Genomic DNA, 19797 nt, shown 5'->3' with positions numbered 1-19797 from the left:
TGTCCACAGTCGTCTCGGTCACGATCCGAGCGTACGCGGCGTCGCTAGGCTGGAGCCCATCGTCCCGCCGGCGCACGACGCCGTCCGGGGCCCCGTACGCGGACACCGATCGTCCGCGTCCCCAGCGAAGATGGAGCGTTGCGTGCCCGGAGAGAACCTCACCCGAATCGAAGCCCAGGAGCGCGCGGCCGTCGTCGCCGTGCAGACGTACGACGTCGAGCTCGACCTGACCCGCGGCGCCGAGGCCTTCGGCAGCACCACGCGGGTGCGCTTCACCGCCACCGCCGGCGCATCGACCTTCATCGACGCCATCACGAAGACCGTGCACTCGATCACGCTGAACGGCACGGCACTCGACGTCGCCGCCGTGAACGACGGCGTGCGCATCCGGCTCGACGACCTGCAGGAGCAGAACGAGCTCGTGGTCGTCAGCGACGCGCTGTACACGAACACCGGCGAAGGCCTGCACCGCTTCGTCGACCCGGTGGACGACGAGGTGTACCTGTACTCCCAGTTCGAGGTCCCCGACTCCCGCCGCATGTTCGCGGTGTTCGAGCAGCCCGACCTGAAGGCCGAGTTCTCCTTCACCGTGACCGCGCCGTCGCGGTGGCAGGTCGTCTCGAACTCCCCCACCCCGGAGCCGCACGTCGACGGCGACGTCGCGACCTGGGCCTTCCCGCCCACCGCGCGCATCTCCAGCTACATCACCGCGCTCGTCGCCGGCCCGTACGAGGTCGTGCGCGACGAGCTGACCAGCCGCGACGGCCGGACGATCCCGCTCGGCGTCTTCGCGCGCAAGTCGCTCGCCTCGTACCTCGACCCCGAGTACGTGTTCGACATCACGAAGAAGGGCTTCGCGTACTTCGAGGAGAAGTTCGACGTCGCCTACCCCTTCGAGAAGTACGACCAGCTCTTCGTGCCGGAGTTCAACGCCGGCGCGATGGAGAACGCCGGGGCCGTCACCTTCACCGAGACCTACGTGTTCCGGTCGAAGGTCACCGACGCCATCAAGGAGCGCCGGGTCGTCACGATCCTGCACGAGCTCGCCCACATGTGGTTCGGGGACCTCGTCACCATGAAGTGGTGGAACGACCTCTGGCTCAACGAGTCGTTCGCCGAGTGGGCCTCCACGATCGCCACGGCTGAGGCCACCGAGTGGACCGAGGCCTGGACCACGTTCCAGGCGATGGAGAAGTCCTGGGCCTACCGCCAGGACCAGCTCCCCTCGACGCACCCGATCGTCGCGACGATCAACGACCTCGAAGACGTCCAGGTCAACTTCGACGGCATCACCTACGCGAAGGGCGGCTCGGTCCTGAAGCAGCTCGTCGCGTGGGTCGGCATCGACGCGTTCTTCGCCGGTGTCTCCGCCTACTTCAAGAAGCACCACCACTCGAACACCGAGCTCCGCGACCTGCTGGTCGAGCTCGAGGCGACGAGTGGCCGGGAGCTGACCGAGTGGTCGAAGCTCTGGCTCGAGACCGCGGGCGTCAACACCCTGCGCCCCGAGATCGAGACCGACGAGTCCGGCGTCATCACGTCGTTCACCGTCCTGCAGGAAGCCCCCGCCGACTACCCGACGCTGCGCCCGCACCGTCTGGCGATCGGCGTGTACGCCTTCCGGAACGACGAGTCCGCGCCGTTCGGCGCCGACACTGCCTCGACCGGCGGCAAGCTCGAGCGGGTCCACCGCGTCGAGATCGACGTCGACGGTGCCCGCACCGAGGTGCCCGAGCTCGTCGGCGTCCAGCGCGGCGACCTCGTGCTGCTCAACGACGACGACCTGGCCTACGCCAAGATCCGTCTCGACGAGCACTCCCGGCGCACCGCGATCGAGCACCTCGCGTCGATCGCGAACCCGCTCGCCCGCTCGATCGTCTGGGGTTCCGTGTGGGACGCCACGCGCGACGCCGAGTCCCCGGCCAGCGACTACGTCCGCCTCGTGCTCGGCAACATCGCGACCGAGACCGAGTCGACGACCATCCGCACGACGCTCTCGCAGCTGCTGCTCACCGCACGCAACTACGTGGCACCGGGCTCGGTCGAGGCCACGGTCCGCACTGTCGGCGACACGCTCTGGCAGCTCGCCTCCTCGGCCGAGGCCGGTTCGGACGCGCAGTTCCAGTTCGTGAAGTTCTTCGCGCAGATCCCGTCCACGCCCGAGCACGTCGCGACCTTGCAGGGCCTCCGCGCCGGTTCGGTCACGCTGCAGGGCCTCGAGATCGACACCGACCTGCGCTGGGAGCTGCTCGAGGGTCTCGTGCTCGCGGGTGCCGCTGGCAACGCCGAGATCGACACCGAGCTCGCCGCGGACAAGACGGCCTCGGGTGAGCAGGCCGCGGCCCGCGCCCGGGCGACGATCCCCACGGCCGAGGGCAAGCTGGCGGCGTTCTCGTCACTGGTCGACTCGTCCGAGCTACCGAACGCGATCGTGCGCCAGACCACGGTCGGGTTCCAGCACGTGAACAGCCCGGTGCTGCTCGAGGGCCTCGTGCCGAAGTACTTCGAGGTGCTGACGCGCATCTGGGCCGAGCGCAGCTACCACATGGCCGACACCATCGTCTCGGGCCTCTACCCGGCGCCGCTCGCGTCGGCCGAGCTCCGTGACGCCGCCGCCGCGTGGCTCGAGGAGCACCCGGAGACGCCGGCCCTGCGCCGCATCGTGTCCGAGAGCCTCGCGGGCACGGAGCGCGCACTCCGGGTCCAGGCCGCCGACGCCTGACCCGTCGTCCCACCCGGCGGGGTCTTGGTGTTCCTCCAGGGACGCCGAGGCCCCGCCGCTTAGCATCGACCGGATATGAACTTGGCTGCAGACTCCACCGACGTCCCGAAGTGGGCCTCCAACACCTTCACCCAGTTCGTCGAGGCGTGGCACATCCCGATCACGATCGTCATCACGATCCTCGCGGCGATCCTCGTCCGCGTGTTCCTCCGCCGCATCATCAAGCAGGTCGTCGACCGGGTCGTGAACGGCGTCAAGAAGCGTCAGGGCGCTGAGGACACGCAGGCCCTCATCGCCTCGCCCGTGCAGACCGCCCGCGTCGTGCAGCGGACCCGGACGCTCGGCAGCGTGCTCGAGAACCTGGCGACGGTGATCGTCGTCGTGATCGCGCTGGCCATCATCATCCCGGTCGCGATCCCGAACGCCGCGGTCGGCATCGTCGGCGGTGCGTCCCTCGTCGCCGCAGGTCTCGCCGTCGGCGCCCAGTCCATCGTCAAGGACCTGCTGTCCGGCGTCTTCATGATCCTCGAGGACCAGGCCGGCGTCGGTGACGTCGTCGACACCGGTCAGGCCACCGGCGTCGTCGAGAACGTCGGCCTGCGCGTCATGCAGATCCGCGACGTGAACGGGATCCTGTGGTTCGTGCCGAACGGCCAGATCCTGCGCGTCGGCAACCTGTCGCAGGGCTGGTCCCGCGTGCTCGTCGACATCACCGTGCCCTACGACACCGACATCGACGCTGTGCAGGACGCCCTGCTCAAGGCCGCGGTCACGATGTCGCAGGAGCCCCGCTGGCGGCAACGCATCGTCGAGAAGCCGGAGATCTGGGGCCTGCAGTCGATCACCGACGCCGGCATGGTCTTCCGCCTCGTCGTGAAGACCCGGGCGTCCGAGCTGGACGTCGTCGGCCGGGAACTCCGCACCCGGCTGAAGCACGCCGTCGACGAGCTCGGCATCACCCTGCCCGCGATGGCGATGATCATGCCCGAGGGCTGGGAGAACGCCACCTCGATCAACGGCCTGCGCACCATCCGGACCCAGCCGACGCCGGCGCCCACGAAGCCCCGGCGCACCAAGCGCAACATCCTCGGGCAGCCGATCCGCACGGACGACCCCGACAGCGGGAAGGACCCCCGATGACCGACCCCACACCGCCGAGCGGTCTCGGCATGCCCGGCGGACTCGGCACCACCCCGGGGCTCGGCGGCCCCGGCGTCCCGGCGCAGCCGATCACCCTGCGCGTCGGGGAGCACGGCGCCTCGGCCACCGGGTCGCTGTACGAGCGAATCGGCGGCGCCCCGACCTTCGACCGGCTCGTCCGGCGCTTCTACGAGGGCGTGCAGCAGGACGAGGTCATCTGGCCGATGTACCCGGCCGACGACCTCGAGGGTGCGATCTGGCGCCTGTCGGCCTTCCTGCAGCAGTACTGGGGCGGCCCGGGCACCTACAGCGAGCAGCGCGGGCACCCACGGCTCCGGATGCGGCACAACCCGTTCCGCATCACGTCCGAGGCCCGCGAGCGCTGGCTCCACCACATGCACGAGGCGGTCGAGTCCCTCGGGCTCGCGCCCCTCGACGAAGCCGAGCTCTGGGGCTACCTCGACCGCGCTGCCCACGCGATGACGAACACCTTCGACTGACGCGCGGGCACAAACGCCGTCGTGTCGTCGAGACGCCGCTGAATCCGGCGGCGTCTCGACGCTCCCGCGGCGTCTTCCGCTGACGCCGGCGTGCAGTGATCGTCACGAGTGGCGGACGGGAGGCCCGTGGCGGCGCCGCCACGGGCCTCCCGTCCGCCTTTCCCCGCGTTCTCGTGTTCGCGAGACGCCGGCGTGTCCGTCTGACGCCGCCATGTGCGTTCCACGCCTCCGGATTCGGCGGCGTCTCGCGGAACCGGCGGCGTGTTCGCGGGACGCCGGCGTCTTTGGTGGGCAGCGCGTCAGCGCACGTACGCGCCGGAGGCGAGGTCCTCGACCAGGGTCGGCCGCGACGGGCGCCAGCCGTAGGCCGACCGAGCGTGGGCGCCGGAGGCCTCCTGGTGCAGGAGCAGGGCGTCGGCGTAGTCGGTGCCGAGCCGCTGCCGGCTGGCCTCGACGCTCTCGGCCACGACGGGCGATCCGTGGGCCCCGGCCTCGGCGAGCTCGCGCACGGTCGGGTTGTCCCCCGTCGCCGCGACGATGTACCCGTCGCGCTCGCCACGGTGCAGCGCGAGGACGTACAGCGCGCCGAGGTCGTCGACGTGCACCGTCGTCCACCGCTGCGAACCGTCGCCCACCAGGTGCACGGGCTGCTCGCCGTCGCCGACGAACATCGCCGGGATGCCGGCGCCACGGCCGTACACGATGCCGGGCGCGACGACCGTGCTCCGCACGGCGCTCGCGCGGAGTGCGGCTTCGTTGTGCCCGCGCCAGGCGGTCAACGTCGGCGGGTCGATCGGCGACTGCTCGGAGATGTCCGTCGAGTCACCGAAGGTGAAGATCCCACCGGTGTGCACGAACGGCTTGGGCGTGCCGGCCAGCGCACCGATCGCCGTGCGGATGAAGTCGGGGTCGACGCCCGGCGCTGACGCCGTGTGGACCACACCGTCGCTCTCGTGCAGCAGCCGTTCGACGACCTCGGTGTCGGTGACGTCGCCGACCAGGGCACGGCCGCCCGCGTCGCGGACGTGCTGGGCCTTCTCGTCGGACCGGACGAGCGCGGTGGCCTCGTCGCCTTGGGCCACGAGGGAGCGGAGGACGGCGGAGCCGATGTACCCGGACGCACCGGTGAGGAGGACGTGCATGGGTCCAGCCAACCACGGCGGCCGGGCCGGGTCAGGGTCGAGGTCGAGGTCGAGGTCGAGGTCGCGGTCGCGGTCGCGGTCGCGGTCGCGGTCGCGGTCGCTAGGAGCTCAGGGTCCAGGCGCGGCGCTTCACGAGCACGTGGCCGCGCGAGGTCGTGAGTCGGCTCCACGGACCGGTCTCGAACAGGCGGACGGGGTCGTGCCCGAGGAACCCGAGGCTCTCCCCCGCGAAGCCCGCGCCGGCCGGCAGGTGCTCGACGCCGGGGACCGGCCGGCCCCAGACCTCGGCGCGGATCCGTCGGACGATGGCTTCGCCCGCGTTGGACGGCACGGCGTCGGCGACCTCGGCGATGCCGTCGCGGGTGGCGCGGCGGAGGAGCTCCGGCGAGACGTCGGGCAGCGGCACCCAGCCACCGCGGGGCGGCGAGATGGCCGCCCACGTGACGGTGTGGACCTCGTGCGGCAACTCGACCTCGATCGGGGTGGCCCGCGTCGGGTCGGCACCCTCGGCGTGCTCGGCGTCCTGCGCCTCGGCCAGCAGGCGGAGACGCTCGAGCAGCGACTGCAGCGGGACCACGGTGTCGATCGAGGCGGGCTCGGTGAGCGAGAACGTGCGGAGGCCGAGGACCGTCGGGAGTTCGTCGAGCAACCCGAGGGGGTAGAGGATCGCGGTGTAGACGGCGAGGACGCCGGAGTCGGCGATGAGCCGGACCGAGCCGTCCTCGATCCGAGCGGCACGTCCGAGGTACGTGCGGAGGTCACCGAGGGAGGCGGCGTCGGGAAGCGTGAACGAGTTGCCCATGTCGTCCCCGATCCTACCGGCCATCGGTGCCGCACCGCCTGGGCGTGGCGACCCTGCGGCGGGGCCGGGCGGCCGTTCGTAGACTGCACAGCGTGAACGGCGAACCCGACTTCCTGCGGACCCTGCGACTCGAGGACACCGGCGCGAGCACGGGCGAGACGATCCTCACCGGTGCAAGCCACTGGTCCCCCGGTGGTCGGGTGTTCGGCGGGCAGGTCCTGGCGCAGTGCATCGTCGCCGCGCAGAGCACGATCGACGGTCGGGACGTCCACTCGATGCACGGGTACTTCCTGCGGCCCGGTGACATCGAGGTGCCGATCACCTTCGGCGTCGAGCGCATCCACGACGGTCGTTCGTTCGCGGCCCGACGGGTGCAGGCGTACCAGCGCGGCGTGCCGATCTTCTCGATGATCGCGTCGTTCCAGGTGCCGGACACCGGCATCGAGCACCAGGACCCGTACCCCGTGGACACTCCCGACCCCGAGTCCCTGCCCTCGGCGGCGTCGATCCTGTCCGCGATCGACCACCCCGTCGCTCGCGCGTGGGCCGCGCGGTCCATCGACCTGCGGCACGTCGAGGGGCCGGTGTTCGTCGACGTGCAGGGCGAGCACGTGCCGCACCAGGCGGTCTGGTTCCGCGTGCAGGGCGACCTGCCGGACGACCCGGCCCTGCACCGCGCCGTGCTGGGGTACGCGAGCGACCTGTCGATCCTCGAGCCGATCATGCGACGGCACGGCATCGCCTGGGGCACGCCGGGAGTGAAGAGCGCGAGCCTCGACCACGCCATGTGGTGGCACCGCGACGGGCGCGCCGACGAGTGGATCCTGTACACGCAGGAGTCCCCCAGCGCCCAGGGCGGCCGGGGACTCGCGTTCGGCCGGATGTTCTCACGGGACGGGCAGCTGCTGGCCACCGTCGCCCAGGAGGGCATGATGCGGGTGCCTACGGCCGGCTGAACTGCACCGGATCCTCGAGGTACCGCTCGCACGCCGCACGCTCGGTGTCGGTCAGGCGACGCGGACGGCTCGTCGCCGCGTCGACCATCACGAGCGCCGTCGTGGCCCGGGTGTACAGGACGGCGGGCTGCTGCCCCACCGGCGACCAGACCTCGTACGAGACGTCGATGCTCGCGCCCCCGAGCCGCCCGATCCACATCTGGATGTCGAGCGGCTGGCGGAGGTACGGGATCGACGCCAGGTACTCCAGGCGCTGCCCGGCGATCACGGTCATCGTGCCCGAGCCCGGCCGACCGTCGATGATCGGCTCCGGCAGGCTGCCGTCCGGGTCCTCACCGGGGTCGGCACCCCAGAACCCCACGATGCGCGCTTCTTCGAGCAGGCGCAGCATCGCGGAGTTGTTGACGTGACCGTAGGCGTCGATGTCGCTCCACCGCATGCGGATGGGAGCGTGCAGTCTCGCCACGCGGGTCAGTCGCGGGTGAGCTTGCGGTACGTCGCGCGCCCGGGCTTCGCGGCGTCTGCCCCGAGGCGCTCGATCTTGTTCTCCTCGTACGCCTCGAAGTTGCCCTCGAACCAGTACCAGTTCGGTGTCCCGTCCTCGTTGAGGCCCTCCCACGCCAGGATGTGCGTGGCGATGCGGTCGAGGAACCACCGGTCGTGGGTGATGACCACGGCGCAACCGGGGTACTCGAGCAGGGCGTTCTCGAGGCTGCCGAGGGTCTCGACGTCCAGGTCGTTGGTCGGCTCGTCGAGGAGCAGCAGGTTGCCGCCCTGCTTGAGCGTCAGCGCCAGGTTCAGTCGGTTGCGCTCACCGCCGGACAGGATGCCGGCACGCTTCTGCTGGTCCGGGCCCTTGAAGCCGAACTGCGACACGTAGGCGCGGGACGGGATCTCGGTCTTGCCGACCTGGATGTAGTCGAGGCCGTCGGACACGACCTCCCACAGGTTCTTGTTCGGGTCGATCCCGCCGCGGGTCTGGTCGACGTAGGAGATCTGGACGGTGTCACCGATCTTCAGCGTGCCGCCGTCGAGGGGCTCGAGGCCGACGATCGTCTTGAAGAGCGTGGTCTTGCCGACGCCGTTGGGACCGATGACGCCGACGATGCCGTTGCGGGGCAGCGTGAACGAGAGGTCACCGATGATGACGCGCTCACCGAACTGCTTGCGCAGGTGCTCGGCGTCGATGACCTGCGAACCGAGGCGCGGGCCGACGGGGATCACGATCTCCTCGAAGTCGAGCTTGCGAGTGCGCTCGGCCTCGGTGACCATCTCCTCGTAGCGGGCGAGACGGGCCTTCGACTTGGCCTGGCGGCCCTTGGTGTTGCTGCGGACCCAGTCGAGCTCCGAGGACAGGCGCTTCGCGAGCTTGGCGTCCTTCTTGCCCTGCACCTCGAGGCGGGCGCGCTTCTTCTCGAGGTAGGTCGAGTAGTTGCCCTCGTACGGGTAGAGGCGACCACGGTCGACCTCGGCGATCCACTGCGCGACGTGGTCGAGGAAGTACCGGTCGTGGGTCACGGCGAGGACGGCACCGTGGTACTGCTGCAGGTGCTGCTCGAGCCAGAGCACGCTCTCGGCGTCGAGGTGGTTGGTGGGCTCGTCGAGGAGGAGCAGGTCGGGCTTCTGGAGCAGGAGCTTGCAGAGCGCGACGCGGCGCTTCTCACCACCGGACAGGTGGGTGACGAGCTCGTCCCCCGGGGGGCACTGGAGCGCGGCCATCGCCTGCTCGAGCTGGGAGTCGAGGTCCCACGCGTCGGCGGCGTCGATGTCTTCCTGCAGCGTGCCCATCTCGGCGAGCAGGGCGTCGAAGTCGGCGTCCGGCTCGGCCATGAGCGCCGAGATCTCGTTGAAGCGTGCGAGTTTGCCGTGGATCTCGCCCACGCCTTCCTGCACGTTCTCGAGCACGGTCTTCGTCTCGTCGAGCTCCGGCTCCTGCATGAGGATGCCGACGGAGAAGCCCGGCGTGAGCTTCGCCTCGCCGTTGGACGGCTGGTCGAGACCCGCCATGATCTTCAGGATCGTCGACTTGCCCGCACCGTTCGGCCCGACGACGCCGATCTTGGCGCCGGGGAGGAACGACATCGTGACGTCGTCGAGGATCAGCTTGTCGCCGACCGCCTTGCGGGCGCGGACCATCTGGTAGATGTACTCAGCCATATCGGCCCCAAGTGTAGTGACACCGTCGGAGCGGTGCTCGCACGACGCCGGATCGCCGCTTCCCGCACCTGTACGAACAGCCCTGTTGTTCACGGCACGGACGACGTAGCTTTGCCTCACCCCGCTACCTCGGGCCCGTCGCTCACCACGACGAGGACCAGGATCAGGACCACGGACAGGACGAGGACCATGACCACGCACACGACCACGACCCCGTCGCGGCTTCGCCGCCTCGCGCTCCCCTTCGTCGGAGCGATCGCACTCACCGTCGCACTCATCGCCCCGGTCTCACCGGCATCGGCCGCCGGTGCCGTGCCGAAGGGCGACCCGTACCTGCTGTACACGGCGAGCATCAGCGCCAACGGCACGGGCACCGGCTACTCGTCGTACATCAACGTGCACGACGCCCACAACAACGCGTACGCCTTCGGGATCCAGTCGGACAAGGGTTCCCCCGAGAGCAAGGGCAAGCCGCGCTACATCTGGGAGCGCGTGCAGAACGGCAAGTTCACCTACGGCTACCTCGGCCCGGCCACGAACAAGCTCACGCCGATCGGGATGCGCTGGTACAAGAACGACGTCGCGACGATGATCGTGAACCACAAGACGATCGGCACGCTCAAGCTCAACCTGGACGGTCGCCTGTTCTTCAACGCCGAGGCCAACGCCCGCCTGAACGGTGACGTCGTGCACTCGACGGTGCAGAACACCCGCATCACGGTCGGTGACCGCAAGTCGAACACCGGTCTGAACGGCAAGTGGGACACGAGCTTCTCGTTCCACGGGCTGAAGGCCAAGCAGACCAACACCCCCCGGGTGCAGGGTGCGAGCTTCAAGATCGACGGCCGTGTGACCGGGCTGCCCCGCGGCGGGAACTGGGACACCGCCCAGGTCTCCGGCATCGGGATGATCGCCCAGAAGTGGTGACCGCCGCGTCCCGCTGAACGGCACGCTGCACCGGCGGCCTGACCGGACACACTGACCCTGGTCGGCGCGTCGGGTCAGGCCGCTTCGGCGACGTGCGCGTCGTGACGGTCCTGGTCGTCGAGGGGCGGCACCGGGTCCCACGGCGCAGCGTCCTGTTCGAGCGTGTGCTCGGACGGCCCGACCGGGTCGGGAGCGTCGCCGAGCGGCGGCTCGCCGTGCAGGCCGTCAGCTCCGCTGTCATCGCCGTCGCCGTCTCCGCCCCCGGGGCCGTCCTCGCTTGACGGATCGTGCTCGGTTCCCCCGCCGTGTCCCGGTGCGCCGTGCTCGGGCGCGCGACCGGCCCCCGGCTCCGGTACGGACTCACGGACCTCGCCGGTGCGCGGGTCGACCCCGCGGAGACCGCCATGGCCCGAGGTGGCATCCCCCACCTGCCGCGGTACCCGGACCCAGTTGCTGATCCCCCACGCCAGGTCGTGGCCGATGCCGTCGGCGTCGATCTCGACCGAGGTCCCGCCGCGACCGTCGCGCTCCCACGTCCGGATGCGGACGCGGCCGGCCACGACGATGCGGTCGCCCTTCTTCAGAGACTTGAACACGTTCGACGCGAGTGAGCGGAACGCGGTGACGGTGTACCAGTTGGTCGCACCGTTGACCCAGGCGGCACTGGCCCGGTCCCAACGGCGCGAAGGTGACGCGAGCCGGAGACTCGTGATGGCGATGCCGGTCTCGGTGACGAGGTGACGTGGCTCGGTGGCGACGATTCCGCAGACGGTGATGATGTCGTTCATGCGTCGATCGTCACGGAGCCCGGGGCTGCGCGAGCGGCCCCGGGCTCGATCTGTGACGTGTGGACCCGATCAGGCGACCTGTGGAGGACGAGTCCCCCGGGCCTCCTGTCCGAACCCGCTCAGTGTGCTCGGAACTCGGGCCGGGCGGCCAACGGTCCGAGCGCGGAGTGGACCGCGCCCTTCGCGGACTCGAGGGACGGGTACGGCCCGCCCGCCCGTCGTCGTCCGTAGAGCTCGACCTGGAAGCCGTCCGCCGCGCGGTGGATGCTGCCCACCGCTCCGGCCGGACCGATGGCGACCCAGGTTCCCGTGTTGTCCGTCATGTTCGAACCACCTCCTTGTGGCCCTGCCGCCCCGGGGTCAGGACGCCAGGATGTACTGACTGTAGGCCTTCCGGACCTTGTTCACCTTGGGCAGCGCGACTGCGAGGCAGTACCCCTGCCCGGGGTTCTTCGCGAAGAAGTCCTGGTGGTACTCCTCAGCGCGGTAGAACGTCGAGAACGGCTCGATGGTGGTGACGATCCCGCCGTCCCAGATCTCCGACGCCCGCTCGACCGCGTGCTCGAACAGTTCGCGCTGCGCGTCGTCGGCCGGGAACATCGCCGAGCGGTACTGCGTGCCGACGTCGGCGCCCTGACGGTTCAGCTGACGGGGGTCGTGCAGCGTGAAGAACACGTCGAGGATCACGTCGGCCGGGATCACCGACTCGTCGAAGGTCACGGCGACCGCCTCGGCATGCCCGGTCGTGCCGGTGCACACGAGCTCGTAGGACGGGTCCGCGTCCTGCCCGCCGACGTAGCCGGACACCACGTCCTGCACGCCCTGGAGCGTGCGGTACACGGCGTCCAGACACCAGAAACATCCACCTGCGAGCACGAACGTGGTCATGGCCACAACCTCTCTCCGGGCCGCCGGTGCAGCCCCTTCGTTCCTCCACAACAGTGTGCGCGGAGGTCCTGTTCCCCAGATCGGCTGGCACCCCTCGGCGTGTCGGTGGTCCCCCGTAGCGTCGAATCCACACCGACCAGGAGGCCAGCGATGCAGACCATCACCGAACCCGCACTGCGGATCCGCACCGTCCCGCTGGCCCGCGCCCGGGGCGACTACCGCATCCTCGACGTCCGCGACGACCTGAGCCGGGTGACCCGAGCCAACGGCGAGATCGTCGGGTACGTCGACCGCATCGACGTCGCGGGCGACACCGCCTACCGTGCCCGCCGGTACGTCGCGACCGAGCGTCGGTTCGTCGAACTGCCGAGCGTGTGGTCCGCCGACGACGCCGTGGACACCCTGCGCTGGTCATGATGTTCCAGATTGGAATCATCTGCGCTGGGATGCACGGAACGCCGTCCGGCCTCCCCGACGCCTGACCGTTCCGTGGATATGGTGCGCGCATGGACTGGTGGAACGACCTGACCGACTGGACTTCGTCCGACACGGGTTGGCGGGTGCTCTCGGGCGCTGTGATCCCCTTCGTCGCCATCGTCGTGGCGGGCGTCATCGCGGCGCTCATCGGACGCAGCGCGACGAAGCGGGTCGTGGCGCTCCAGGAGCGGGAATCGAAGAACGCGGCAGTGGCCGCGATCCTGACGGCGGCGCGCAAGTCGGCGGACTGGGGCTCGCTCGGACACGACGAGCGCGCCTATGCCGACCACCTGGCGGAGGACGCCGACATCCGGTTGCGCCTCCTCCCCGTGCAGGGCGCGCCCCTGGCCGCCAACTGGGCGCAGCACGAGATCGCCGACATCAAGAAGAACTCGTCGACGTTCAGCTTCCAGGCCGAGCAGTCACTCGCCGAGTTCCGTGACCGCCTGCTCGAGTGGCAGGCCCGCCCGAACCGGGCACGCAAGCTCTTCAAGGCCGACCTCGAGCGCTGGAAGTTCGAGTCACCCGACCCCGACGCCGACCTGATCAAGCGCCAGCAGGACTGGAACGCCGATCAGGCCCAGGCGCCGCGCAGCCAGAACCAGGAGCAGACCCAGAATGGGGCCCCGGCACCGGCACCGATGGCCGCCACCGAGCGACCGACGCCGACGACGACCTCGCTTCGCCCGGCGCAGCGCCCCGCGTCCGCACCCTCGACCCCTGCGTCCGCCGCGACTCCGGCTCCCTCGACGACGTCCGCGCCCGCTGCCGGCGCGGTCGGCGGAGCATCTCCTGCCGGTGGGACGACGCCCTCGTTCTCGGTGAACCGTGGTGCCACCCCGAACCCGAACCGCGGCAGCACGGACCCGAACGTCACGCGCTCCTTCGGCGACAACACCACCCGCGTCTACGGCGACGACGACGCGGCAGCCCCGGTCCGTCCGGCACTCGGCACCCCGACCTCGCCCTCCCGCTCCACCCCGAACCGGAGTACGGACGACACCGAGGTCGTGGACGATTCCACCGCCACCCGGGCCTTCGGTGCGTCCAGCGCCACCCGAGCGTTCGGCGACACCGACGGCGCACCGCGGAACGACCGTCCGTCCTCGTCCGACCGCCCCGTGGCGAGCCCCACCGCGGCCGACGCCCACGTCAACCGGGCGCCCGCGAACGACGTCCCGCCGCCACCGGCTCCCCGGGTCGACACCCCCGGCGCGACGAACACCACGTCCGTCCCGACGCGCCTGAACCAGGCGCCCGCCGAGCCGGCCGATGCGAACGAGACGTCGGAGGCGCCGTACACGCAGCCGATCAGCGCCGCCGAACTCCGACGCCGCGCAGCGGACGACGACGAGTAACAGCCAGCACGACGAGCAACAGCCGCACGACGAGAACGGGGCCGCCATCCGGAGAGGATGGCGGCCCCGTTCGTCTTCGGCGCCCCCGGCAGGAATCGAACCCGCGGCACGGTGGGTAGAAACCACCTGCTCTATCCACTGAGCTACGGAGGCGAGCAGCGTCGATTGTAGCGGCGAGCGGCCACCGAACGTACGACGAACACCGCGACCCAACACCGCCGACAACGCCGTGACCGGGGGCGGCGGTCGCCCAACGGTCGGCCGCCGTCTGCTCCCCGTTCCCCTCCGGGACACCCGCGCTTCGTAGCGTCCGGAGCATGCGCACCACCGGTTCCGTCCTCGCCGTCGTGCCAGCACGTGCCGGGTCGAAGGGGATACCCGGCAAGAACCTCCGCACGGTCGCAGGTCGTTCTCTGGTCCGTCGAGCGGTCGAATCGGCCCTCGCTGCCAGGAGCATCGACGACGTGGTCGTCACGACCGACGGCGACACCATCGCCGCCGAGGCGGTCGCCGCCGGCGCCGGGGTCGTCCGCCGGCCGGTCGAGCTCGCCGGCGACGAGGCCTCGTCCGAGTCCGCGCTGCTGCACGTCCTCGACGCGATCAGCACGCCGCTGCCCGAGGTCCTCGTCTTCCTGCAGGCGACCTCGCCGTTCATCGACCCGGCCGACCTCGACGCCGCCGTCGCGCGGGTGCTCGACGGTCGTGCCGACGCGGTGTTCGCCGCCGCTCCGTCACACGCGTTCCTGTGGCGGACCGCACCGGACGGCACGGCGGTCGCGGTGAACCACGACGCGGCGACCAGGCCCCGTCGGCAGGACCGCGAGCCCGAGTACCGCGAGACCGGCGCCTTCTACGTGATGCGGACGGCGGGGTTCCTCGAGAACCGACACCGGTTCCACGGCCGGGTCGAGCTGGCCGTCGTCGACGGTGCCGGCGCGATCGACATCGACGAGGAAGCCGACCTGGCCCTCGCCGAAGCCCTCGCCGAAACCCCCGTCGAAGCCCCGGCCCCAGCATCCACCACGACCCGAGACCCATCCCCGACGCGGGCAACCCCCGCACCGAACGGAGCACCATGACCGTCACCATCGGTACGTCCACGATCGGCGCGGGCCACCCCGCGTACCTCATCGGCGAGATCGGCCTCAACCACAACGGCGACGTCGACATCGCGAAGCAGCTCATCGACGTGGCTGCCGACGCGGGCCTGCAGGCCGTGAAGTTCCAGAAGCGCACCCCGGAGATCTCCACGCCGGAGCACATGAAGAACACCCCGCGCAGCACTCCGTGGGGCGACATGACCTACCTGGAGTACCGCTACCGCGTCGAGTTCGACCGCGACCAGTACATCGAGATCGGCGACCACGCGACCCTCCGCGGCCTCGACTGGTTCGCGTCCCCGTGGGACGAACCGTCGGTCGACTTCCTCGAGGACCTCAACGTCGTCGCCTACAAGATCGCCTCGGCGTCGGTGACCGACCTCGGCATGCTCGCCGCCGTCGCCGCGACCGGCAAGCCCGTCATCCTGTCGACCGGCATGTCGACGCTCGAGCAGATCGACGCCGCCGTCGAGGCGCTCGGCACCGACCGCCTCGTCCTCATGCACGCGACCTCGACGTACCCACTGCCGGCCGAAGAGGCGAACCTCCGCATGATCGACACCCTCGCCCACCGGTACGCGGGCGTCCCCGTCGGCTACTCCGGGCACGAGCCCGGCCTGCAGATCTCCATCGCCGCGGTCGCCCTCGGTGCCACGGCCGTCGAGCGGCACATCACGCTCGACCGCACGATGTGGGGCTCGGACCACGCGGCATCGCTCGAGCCGCACGGCCTGAAGACGCTCGCCCGTGACATCCGCATCATCGAGACCGCCCTCGGCGACGGGGTCAAGAGGATCTTCCCCGGCGAGCAGGCACCGCTCGCGAAGCTGCGTCGCGTCGGCGCGTGAGCGGATGCAGTCCCCATCTGACCGCCGGCGAGCAGGCACCGCTCGCGAAGCTGCGCCGCGTCGGCGCGTGAGCGGCCCGGTCGACGGGACCCGCGCCCTGGGCGTGCCGGCTGACGGCAGTGGGTCGACAGGCGGACGGGAGGCGCGCCTCCCGTCCGACGCGTCACCACGCGTCCGACGCGTGGTCGGCCTGGTCGACACCGACTCGTTCGCGAAGTGGGGCGCGCACCTGCTGGCGACCGCCCCGGCAGACTGGGACCTGGAACTGCGGACCGTGGCGACCCCGCGGTCGGCGAGCCCGAAGCAGCTGCGGTCGGCATTCCGCGGGCTCGACCGACGGCTCGCCCACCTGCACCACGAGCCACCCGCGCCGAAGGACGTCGACGCGGTCGTCGAGGAGCTCCGACAGGACCCGCCGGACGCTGTCCTGGTGTCGTTGATCGGCCCGGTGGCCGAACTCGTGATCGACGAGGTGCACCGGCGGATCCCGGAGCGGCCCGTGCTGGTGTCCGGGCTGCCGGGGATCTCGTTCCCGTCGAAGTGGAAGGGCATCTTCTTCCGCGCCCGAGCCGACCTGTTCGTGCTGCACAGCCACCGTGAGGTCCGGGCCTACGAGGAGATGGCGCGTGAGGGCGGGGTCGAGCCGCACTTCGCACTCGCAACACTGCCGTTCGCGCGGAAGGCGGGTGAGGTCGGCGAGACCGGTGGAGCCGATGCAACCGATGCAACCGGCGCGACCGGCGCGACCGTCCGTGGCGTCCAGGACTCCGTGGTCTTCGCGGCGCAGCCGAGCGTGCCGCTCGAGCGGGCCGACCGCGCGCTCGTCGTCCGGTGGCTCGTCGAGACGGCGCGGCAGCACCCGGAGTGGCGCGTCGTCATCAAGACGCGCGCCGCTGCCGGCGAGCAGCAGACGCACCGCGAGGAACACCCCTACCCGGACCTGGTGCCCGCGGACGCCCCGGCGAACCTCGTGGTCGAGAGCGGTCCGATGGCCGAGCACCTCGACCGTGCGGTGGCGCTCGTGACGATCAGTTCGACCGCCGTGCTCGAGGCGGCTGCCCGGGGCGTCCCCGCGCTCACGCTGACCGACTTCGGCATCGGGCGGCACCTGATCAACGAGGTGTTCGTGGGGAGCGGACTCGAAGGCGACGCCGTCGACCTGGTCGACGGCCGCTTCGGAGTCGTCCGACCGGAGTGGATGCGGGACAACTACTTCCACCCGGCATCGGACGACGACTGGCAGCACCGACTCGCGGAGCTCATGGCCCGCCGGGACGCCGGGACGCTCGTGGACCGGGAGCCTGCTCGCCGGAGCCGCGGTGGGGTGCTGCGTCGTGCATGGGAGCGGAAGAACGCCCTCGGCGGTGCCGATCGCAGCCCGCTCGGGCTGGTGGCGCTGGGCATCGGGGCACCGATCCGGGGTGCGAAGCGCCTGGTGCGACGGGTCCGTGCGGTGGTCGACCCACCGGAGCCCGTCGTCGTGGCTGCGCCGACGTCGCAGCGGGCGGGGGTCCGCCCTGGGGCGCACGCCGCTGCACCAGCGCCGGGGGCCGCCGCTGGCGCGGCCGCTCGGTCAGAGCGCCTTGGCCACCGCGAGCAGGAGTTGGTCGCGGGTCGGGACGCCGGGTGAACGGAAGACCTCGGTCCCGTCGCCCTGCCGCACGATGATCGTGGGCGTGGACCGGATGCCGAGGTCTTCCGCGTCGTCGGGATGAGCCGCCACGTCGCGTTCGGTCACGGTGAGCCCGGGGACGAGCGCCGACGCCTCGGCCGACACCCGGCGGGCGGCGGCGCACGGCGCACAGAAGGCGGACGTCCAGAGGTCGAGCTGCATGTGGTCCTGCAACGCGGCGGGTGCGGGTTCTACTCCCGGTCGAACTCGCCGCTGCGGTCGCCGCGGTCCTGCAGGTCGTCGACCGGGTCGGACTCGCTGGGCTCGTAGGTGAACTCGACCGAGATCTGGTCGAGGACCTGGCGGGACTTGGTGGCGCGGTAGGTGAAGGCCGTCTGCAGGCCCTCGACGTCGGCGAACACCGTGACCTCGTCGTCCAGCGCGTCGCTCGTGGCGGTGCGGGTGTCGGTCGTGCCGTCGAAGGGGCCGCCGTGGAAGATCGCGGTGTACTCGTCGCCTTCGTGGATGGTGATGTCGCTCATGTGTCCCTTCTACCAGGCGGCGGCTGGCGCAGTCTGTCCAGCCCGTCGTTGCGATATTCATAGCACAGCTATATAGTTCAGCTATGGAAACACCGCGTGAGCAGACGATCGAGACCCTCCTCGTCTCCGTCAACCGCCTGATCCGCCGCGCCGTCCAGTCGACGGGCAACACGACGTCCGCCGCCGTCTGGCGCACGCTCGGCATCCTCGAGACCGACGAGCCCCTGCGGCTCGGCGAACTGGCCACCGCGTCGCGCGTGGCGCAGCCCACGATGACCCGGCTCGTCACCGGGATGCTCACCGACGGTCTCGTCAGCCGCAGCGTCGACCCGGACGACTCCCGTGGGCAGCTCATCGAGCTCACCGAAGCCGGCCGGGAGCGCCTCGCCGCCTGGCGTTCCGCCCTCACCAGCACGGTCGGCCCGTTGTTCGCCGACCTCACCGACGACGACTGGGACGTCCTGCACCACGCGGCGACCCTGGTCGCCGAGCGGACCCGGACCACACCCATCGAAACGGAGATCTCCGCGTGAACACCCACGCACCCACCGGCTCCATCCTCAAGCAGTCATCCGCAGTCTGGGCGATCGCCTTCGCCTGCGTCGTCGCGTTCATGGGCATCGGCCTCGTCGACCCGATCCTCCCGGCGATCGCGGCGTCCCTCAAGGCGACCCCCGCGCAGACCGAGCTGCTCTTCACGAGCTACCTCGCCGTCACCGGTGTCGCGATGTTCTTCACCAGCTGGGTCTCCAGCCGCATCGGCGCGAAGCGCACCCTGCTCATCGGTCTCGCCCTGATCGTGGTGTTCTCGGTCCTCGCCGCCACCTCGAACAGTGTGTGGAGCATCATCGACTTCCGCGCCGGATGGGGCCTCGGCAACGCGCTCTTCATCTCCACCGCACTCGCGACGATCGTCGGTGCGGCGTCCGGCGGCACCGCCTCGGCGATCATCCTGTACGAGGCAGCGCTCGGCCTCGGCATCGCCGTCGGTCCCCTCGTCGGAGGCCTGCTCGGCTCGGTGAGCTGGCGCGGACCGTTCTTCGGCGTCACCACGCTGATGGCCGTGGCCTTCATCGCGATCGTGGCGCTGCTCAAGACCGGCAGCCTCGAGAAGCCCACCCCGACGAAGCTCTCCGCCCCTTTCCGCGCCCTGGCACAGCCCGCGCTCGCAGCCCTGGCGGCGACCGCGCTGTTCTACAACATCGGCTTCTTCGTCCTGCTCGCCTACACGCCGTTCCCGCTCGGCTTCGGCGCGCTCGGCATCGGCTTCACGTTCTTCGGCTGGGGCGTCGGCCTGGCGATCACCTCGGTGTGGGTCGCCCCGATGCTGACGGCCCGCATGCGTCGGACCACCGTCCTGAAGGTCGCCCTCCCCCTGCTGGCACTCGACCTGTTCGCCGCCGCCGTGGTCGTGCGGTCGCAGGTGGGCCTGATCGTCTGCGTCGTCATCGGTGGTCTCGTGCTCGGCGTCCTGAACACCGTGCTCACCGAGTGCGTCATGGAGGCCACCGACCTCCCCCGCTCGGTCGCCTCGAGTGCCTACTCCGCCGTCCGCTTCATCGGCGGCGCCATCGCCCCGCCCGTCGCGACCCTGCTCGCCGACGCGTACTCCCCCTCGGCGGCGTACGTGTTCGCGGGTGCGTCCGTCGCGGTCGCCTTCGTCGTGATCCTCTGCACCACGAGGGTCCTGCGCCGCGTCGACGACGGCCCCGAGCCCGAGCCCGTCGAGGCCGAGGCCATCACCGCCGGCGAGATGGCCTAGCCGCCGGGGGGGCGGGTGCCTTCGCTGGCCACCCGTCGCGAGCCTCCAGCGAGCGCCCCGCCCCTTCGCCGTCCCC

At 70.7% G+C, this 19797-nt stretch carries 21 protein-coding genes and 1 tRNA gene; 12 read left to right on the top strand and 10 right to left on the bottom strand.

Annotated features, from left to right (window positions below; genetic code table 11):
• Positions 1-142 precede the first annotated feature (142 nt).
• The 3 genes from pepN (at position 143) to KK087_RS11695 (ending at position 4362) form a co-directional block, all read left to right on the top strand.
• Positions 143-2722, top strand: coding sequence for an aminopeptidase N (gene pepN, locus KK087_RS11705; protein ID WP_214565470.1), 2580 nt, complete (start codon positions 143-145; stop codon positions 2720-2722).
• Positions 2723-2797: 75 nt separating this feature from the next.
• The gene (locus KK087_RS11700) at positions 2798-3862 is read left to right on the top strand and encodes a mechanosensitive ion channel family protein (RefSeq protein ID WP_214565468.1); all 1065 of its coding nucleotides are present in this window, start codon (positions 2798-2800) and stop codon (positions 3860-3862) included.
• Between the two features lie 29 nt (positions 3863-3891).
• Complete coding sequence (locus KK087_RS11695) at positions 3892-4362, top strand: globin (RefSeq protein WP_250901053.1); 471 nt, start codon at positions 3892-3894, stop codon at positions 4360-4362.
• 299 nt (positions 4363-4661) lie between these two features.
• Here KK087_RS11695 and KK087_RS11690 read toward each other — a convergent pair whose 3' ends face one another.
• Both KK087_RS11690 and KK087_RS11685 read right to left on the bottom strand, forming a co-directional pair.
• Positions 4662-5504 (bottom strand): NAD(P)H-binding protein, encoded by an 843-nt coding sequence (locus KK087_RS11690; RefSeq protein ID WP_214565466.1) that lies wholly within the window; start codon positions 5502-5504, stop codon positions 4662-4664.
• Positions 5505-5604: 100 nt separating this feature from the next.
• Positions 5605-6306 (bottom strand): DUF8185 domain-containing protein, encoded by a 702-nt coding sequence (locus tag KK087_RS11685; protein WP_071405518.1) that lies wholly within the window; start codon positions 6304-6306, stop codon positions 5605-5607.
• 92 nt (positions 6307-6398) lie between these two features.
• On the opposite strand from KK087_RS11685, the gene KK087_RS11680 reads away from it, so the two are divergent.
• The gene (locus tag KK087_RS11680) at positions 6399-7262 is read left to right on the top strand and encodes an acyl-CoA thioesterase (RefSeq protein ID WP_214530401.1); all 864 of its coding nucleotides are present in this window, start codon (positions 6399-6401) and stop codon (positions 7260-7262) included.
• Here KK087_RS11680 and KK087_RS11675 read toward each other — a convergent pair.
• Together KK087_RS11675 and ettA are read right to left on the bottom strand one after the other, a co-directional pair.
• Positions 7249-7701 (bottom strand): acyl-CoA thioesterase, encoded by a 453-nt coding sequence (locus KK087_RS11675; RefSeq protein WP_214543693.1) that lies wholly within the window; start codon positions 7699-7701, stop codon positions 7249-7251. The genes KK087_RS11680 and KK087_RS11675 overlap by 14 nt on opposite strands.
• A gap of 32 nt (positions 7702-7733) precedes the next feature.
• Positions 7734-9419: an energy-dependent translational throttle protein EttA gene (ettA, locus tag KK087_RS11670; RefSeq protein WP_214543694.1), complete on the bottom strand. Its 1686-nt coding sequence runs from the start codon at positions 9417-9419 to the stop codon at positions 7734-7736.
• 189 nt (positions 9420-9608) lie between these two features.
• Here ettA and KK087_RS11665 point away from each other — a divergent pair, with 189 nt between their 5' ends.
• Positions 9609-10346 (top strand): hypothetical protein, encoded by a 738-nt coding sequence (locus KK087_RS11665; protein WP_214565464.1) that lies wholly within the window; start codon positions 9609-9611, stop codon positions 10344-10346.
• A gap of 74 nt (positions 10347-10420) precedes the next feature.
• On the opposite strand, the gene KK087_RS11660 is transcribed toward KK087_RS11665, so the two are convergent.
• From KK087_RS11660 to msrA, 3 genes are all read right to left on the bottom strand, one after another.
• The gene (locus tag KK087_RS11660; protein ID WP_214565461.1) at positions 10421-11134 is read right to left on the bottom strand and encodes a single-stranded DNA-binding protein; all 714 of its coding nucleotides are present in this window, start codon (positions 11132-11134) and stop codon (positions 10421-10423) included.
• 119 nt (positions 11135-11253) lie between these two features.
• Positions 11254-11457, bottom strand: coding sequence for a methyltransferase (locus KK087_RS11655; RefSeq protein WP_214565453.1), 204 nt, complete (start codon positions 11455-11457; stop codon positions 11254-11256).
• Between the two features lie 37 nt (positions 11458-11494).
• Entirely contained in the window at positions 11495-12022 is a 528-nt protein-coding gene (gene msrA, locus KK087_RS11650) for a peptide-methionine (S)-S-oxide reductase MsrA (RefSeq protein ID WP_214565450.1), read from the bottom strand.
• Between the two features lie 150 nt (positions 12023-12172).
• Between msrA and KK087_RS11645 the strand changes: the two genes are divergently transcribed.
• Both KK087_RS11645 and KK087_RS11640 read left to right on the top strand, forming a co-directional pair.
• Entirely contained in the window at positions 12173-12439 is a 267-nt protein-coding gene (locus KK087_RS11645) for a hypothetical protein (protein WP_017886047.1), read from the top strand.
• A gap of 89 nt (positions 12440-12528) precedes the next feature.
• Positions 12529-13857 carry a hypothetical protein gene (locus KK087_RS11640; RefSeq protein WP_214565448.1) on the top strand — a complete coding sequence of 443 codons (1329 nt, stop codon included), beginning with the start codon at positions 12529-12531 and terminating at the stop codon, positions 13855-13857.
• An 80-nt stretch (positions 13858-13937) separates the two neighbouring features.
• On the opposite strand, the gene KK087_RS11635 is transcribed toward KK087_RS11640, so the two are convergent.
• A tRNA-Arg gene (locus KK087_RS11635) sits at positions 13938-14010 on the bottom strand.
• A 164-nt stretch (positions 14011-14174) separates the two neighbouring features.
• On the opposite strand from KK087_RS11635, the gene KK087_RS11630 reads away from it, so the two are divergent.
• From KK087_RS11630 to KK087_RS11620, 3 genes are all read left to right on the top strand, one after another.
• Complete coding sequence (locus KK087_RS11630) at positions 14175-14936, top strand: acylneuraminate cytidylyltransferase family protein (protein WP_214565447.1); 762 nt, start codon at positions 14175-14177, stop codon at positions 14934-14936.
• A complete protein-coding gene (locus KK087_RS11625; RefSeq protein ID WP_214530393.1) occupies positions 14933-15805 on the top strand; it encodes an N-acetylneuraminate synthase family protein in 873 nt (290 codons plus the stop codon). The genes KK087_RS11630 and KK087_RS11625 overlap by 4 nt, the downstream gene beginning before the upstream one ends.
• Before the next feature lie 181 nt (positions 15806-15986).
• The gene (locus tag KK087_RS11620) at positions 15987-17435 is read left to right on the top strand and encodes a DUF6716 putative glycosyltransferase (protein ID WP_214565445.1); all 1449 of its coding nucleotides are present in this window, start codon (positions 15987-15989) and stop codon (positions 17433-17435) included.
• Here KK087_RS11620 and KK087_RS11615 read toward each other — a convergent pair.
• Both KK087_RS11615 and KK087_RS11610 read right to left on the bottom strand, forming a co-directional pair.
• Complete coding sequence (locus KK087_RS11615) at positions 17379-17639, bottom strand: thioredoxin family protein (RefSeq protein WP_214530391.1); 261 nt, start codon at positions 17637-17639, stop codon at positions 17379-17381. The two genes, KK087_RS11620 and KK087_RS11615, sit on opposite strands and share 57 nt — an antisense overlap.
• A gap of 29 nt (positions 17640-17668) precedes the next feature.
• Positions 17669-17959 (bottom strand): hypothetical protein, encoded by a 291-nt coding sequence (locus KK087_RS11610; protein ID WP_017886051.1) that lies wholly within the window; start codon positions 17957-17959, stop codon positions 17669-17671.
• 83 nt (positions 17960-18042) lie between these two features.
• Here KK087_RS11610 and KK087_RS11605 point away from each other — a divergent pair, with 83 nt between their 5' ends.
• Positions 18043-18492 carry a MarR family winged helix-turn-helix transcriptional regulator gene (locus tag KK087_RS11605; protein ID WP_214565443.1) on the top strand — a complete coding sequence of 150 codons (450 nt, stop codon included), beginning with the start codon at positions 18043-18045 and terminating at the stop codon, positions 18490-18492.
• Positions 18489-19721, top strand: coding sequence for an MFS transporter (locus tag KK087_RS11600; RefSeq protein WP_214543703.1), 1233 nt, complete (start codon positions 18489-18491; stop codon positions 19719-19721). The genes KK087_RS11605 and KK087_RS11600 overlap by 4 nt, the downstream gene beginning before the upstream one ends.
• Positions 19722-19797: the final 76 nt, after the last annotated feature.

It is taken from the genome of Curtobacterium aurantiacum, assembly GCF_018598555.1.
Lineage (GTDB): Bacteria > Actinomycetota > Actinomycetes > Actinomycetales > Microbacteriaceae > Curtobacterium > Curtobacterium aurantiacum.
This window is presented reverse-complemented; position numbering and strand designations above follow the sequence as displayed.

Bases quoted from the DNA above. Each gene is read 5' to 3' on its own strand.
- KK087_RS11700 (WP_214565468.1), top strand. From the start codon at position 2,798: ATGAACTTGGCTGCAGACTCCACCGACGTCCCGAAGTGGGCCTCCAAC.
- KK087_RS11695 (WP_250901053.1), top strand. From the start codon at position 3,892: ATGCCCGGCGGACTCGGCACCACCCCGGGGCTCGGCGGCCCCGGCGTC.
- KK087_RS11690 (WP_214565466.1), bottom strand. From the start codon at position 5,504: ATGCACGTCCTCCTCACCGGTGCGTCCGGGTACATCGGCTCCGCCGTC.
- KK087_RS11685 (WP_071405518.1), bottom strand. From the start codon at position 6,306: ATGGGCAACTCGTTCACGCTTCCCGACGCCGCCTCCCTCGGTGACCTC.
- KK087_RS11675 (WP_214543693.1), bottom strand. From the start codon at position 7,701: ATGCGGTGGAGCGACATCGACGCCTACGGTCACGTCAACAACTCCGCG.
- ettA (WP_214543694.1), bottom strand. From the start codon at position 9,419: ATGGCTGAGTACATCTACCAGATGGTCCGCGCCCGCAAGGCGGTCGGC.
- KK087_RS11665 (WP_214565464.1), top strand. From the start codon at position 9,609: ATGACCACGCACACGACCACGACCCCGTCGCGGCTTCGCCGCCTCGCG.
- KK087_RS11660 (WP_214565461.1), bottom strand. From the start codon at position 11,134: ATGAACGACATCATCACCGTCTGCGGAATCGTCGCCACCGAGCCACGT.
- KK087_RS11655 (WP_214565453.1), bottom strand. From the start codon at position 11,457: ATGACGGACAACACGGGAACCTGGGTCGCCATCGGTCCGGCCGGAGCG.
- msrA (WP_214565450.1), bottom strand. From the start codon at position 12,022: ATGACCACGTTCGTGCTCGCAGGTGGATGTTTCTGGTGTCTGGACGCC.
- KK087_RS11645 (WP_017886047.1), top strand. From the start codon at position 12,173: ATGCAGACCATCACCGAACCCGCACTGCGGATCCGCACCGTCCCGCTG.
- KK087_RS11640 (WP_214565448.1), top strand. From the start codon at position 12,529: ATGGACTGGTGGAACGACCTGACCGACTGGACTTCGTCCGACACGGGT.
- KK087_RS11630 (WP_214565447.1), top strand. From the start codon at position 14,175: ATGCGCACCACCGGTTCCGTCCTCGCCGTCGTGCCAGCACGTGCCGGG.
- KK087_RS11625 (WP_214530393.1), top strand. From the start codon at position 14,933: ATGACCGTCACCATCGGTACGTCCACGATCGGCGCGGGCCACCCCGCG.
- KK087_RS11615 (WP_214530391.1), bottom strand. From the start codon at position 17,639: ATGCAGCTCGACCTCTGGACGTCCGCCTTCTGTGCGCCGTGCGCCGCC.
- KK087_RS11610 (WP_017886051.1), bottom strand. From the start codon at position 17,959: ATGAGCGACATCACCATCCACGAAGGCGACGAGTACACCGCGATCTTC.
- KK087_RS11605 (WP_214565443.1), top strand. From the start codon at position 18,043: ATGGAAACACCGCGTGAGCAGACGATCGAGACCCTCCTCGTCTCCGTC.